The organism is Roseateles sp. P5_E11, assembly GCF_054049355.1.
Genome location: NZ_JBFUMO010000840.1, coordinates 1 through 1,855 on the forward strand (window position 1 = coordinate 1; position 1,855 = coordinate 1,855).

General features: G+C 68.2%; 2 protein-coding genes. Both read right to left on the reverse strand.

The genetic code is table 11. The features are described from left to right. On the reverse strand, window positions 1-796 hold a 796-nt coding region (gene hemH / locus ACXJKR_RS31240), incomplete at its 3' end, for a ferrochelatase (RefSeq protein ID WP_457326163.1). Between the two features lie 3 nt (window positions 797-799). After that, a complete protein-coding gene (locus ACXJKR_RS31245) occupies window positions 800-1,768 on the reverse strand; it encodes an adenylate/guanylate cyclase domain-containing protein (protein ID WP_056198063.1) in 969 nt (322 codons plus the stop codon). Window positions 1,769-1,855: the final 87 nt, after the last annotated feature.

The following is a 1,855-nucleotide window of genomic DNA, read 5'->3' on the forward strand; positions in this document are numbered from 1 at the left end:
GCGTGGGCTCGGTGTAGGGCTCCAGCCACTTGGCCTTGCCGAAGCGGCTCTGGAAGGTGACCAGCCATTCACCGTCTCGCAGCCCCAGCGCCTCGGCCAGCAGGCGGCCGGTCTTCAGGCATTCGCAGTGGTAAGGATCGCCGAGGTGCAGGGTGCGCTCGGGCATGCCGTGAAAGCTMATGACCAGCTTGTCGCCACGGCCCTCGCGCTGCCAGTGCTCGCGCACGGTCTGGGCCAGGGCGGCGATGTAGCCCAGCTCATCGTGATAGCGGTTGATGAAGCGCAGCTCGGGCAGGTGACGGGTCCGCAGCGCCCAGCGGGCGACGTCGTCGATGACGCTGGCGGTGGTCGCGCCCGAGTACTGCGGGTAGGCGGGCAGCACCAACACGCGGCGCACGCCTTCGCGCTTGAGGGCGTCGAGCGTGGCGGCAATGGCAGGCTGGCCATAACGCATCGCGAAAGCGACGCGCGCGCGGCCGCCCAATGTGCCTTGCAGCAGCTTGGCCTGCTTTGTTGTCCAGACCTTGAGCGGCGAGCCCTCGGGCGTCCATACCGTTGCGTACTTGGCGGCTGACTTGGCCGGCCGCACGCGCAGGATGATGCCGTGCAGGATGGCCAGCCAGATCAGCCTGGGGATCTCGACAACGCGCGGGTCGGCCAGGAACTGGGCGAGGTAGCGGCGCAGGGCAGGGGCATCGGGCGCGTCGGGTGTGCCGAGATTGCACAGCAGCACGGCCACATCCGGGCCAGCGGGCGCGACGCCGTGGCGCTGCGGCGGTTCGGGAAGAAAGGCCATGAGTCAGCGCCTGGAGCGAGGGCCGCCGAAGGGCTGGGGCTCGGTGTCGTAGAAGTGCAGCACCTCGAAGCGCACGATGGGCGACTGCTCGTCCGTGGGCATGCCGCCCAGGCCGATGACGCCGCTGCCGTGCAGGGTGCAGCTGCCGCGCTTGAGGCTCAGCAGCTCGCCCGAATCACCGAAGCGCACGTAGGTGCCGTTATAGGACAGGTCGGTCAGCTCAAAGCTGCTGCCCTGCCAGTCGATACGGGCATGTGAGCGCGACACGCGGGCGTCGGTGATGCAATAGGTGGCCTGCACGCTGCGGCCCAGCACGATGGGCATGGCGCCGATGTCGAAGACGCGGTCCAGGTCCTGCCAGATCAGGCGCATGCCGTCCGGCTCGGTCGAGCGCATCGGCTCGCCGAACTGGGTGGCGGTGTCGTCGGCACTGACCAAGGGCGCGGCGTCCATGCGGTAGACGTGTACAGGCTCGACGCGGCCGCGCACCGAGATGCGGTCCAGGCTGCGAAAGCGCCCCTTGGACGCATGGTGCAGGCCCGTCAGCACTTCGGCGGTGATGAGGATCTCGCCGTCGCCGGCATGGTCGATGAGGCGGGCGGCGACGTTGACGGCGTCACCGAAGCAGTCGCCATTGAGCTCGACGACCTCGCCACGCGCCAGCGCCACTTGCAGCCGCATGGCCAGCATGGGCGGGTTGCTCTGGCGGCGCGCGCGTTGCACGGTGCGTTCGAGCATTTCCTGCATGCGCTGGGCGGCACGCACGCCATCGCGCGGCGTATCGAAGGCGGCCATCAGGCCATCGCCCAGGGTCTTGATCAGCTGGCCGCCGCTTTCCAGCACGGCTTCGCTGATCTGGCCGACTGTCTGGGTGACCATGCCACTGGCTTCGGCATTCCCGAGGGCCTCGTACAGCCCGGTGCTGCCGCGCAGGTCGGCAAAAAGGACGGTGCGCTCGCGGATCGCGGTCATGGGGGCAGTTTATCGACGTAAGAAAGGCCGGACAGGCCGGCCTTTGTTGCGAATACAGCGATTAGAGGTTGTCGAGGTAGGTACGCA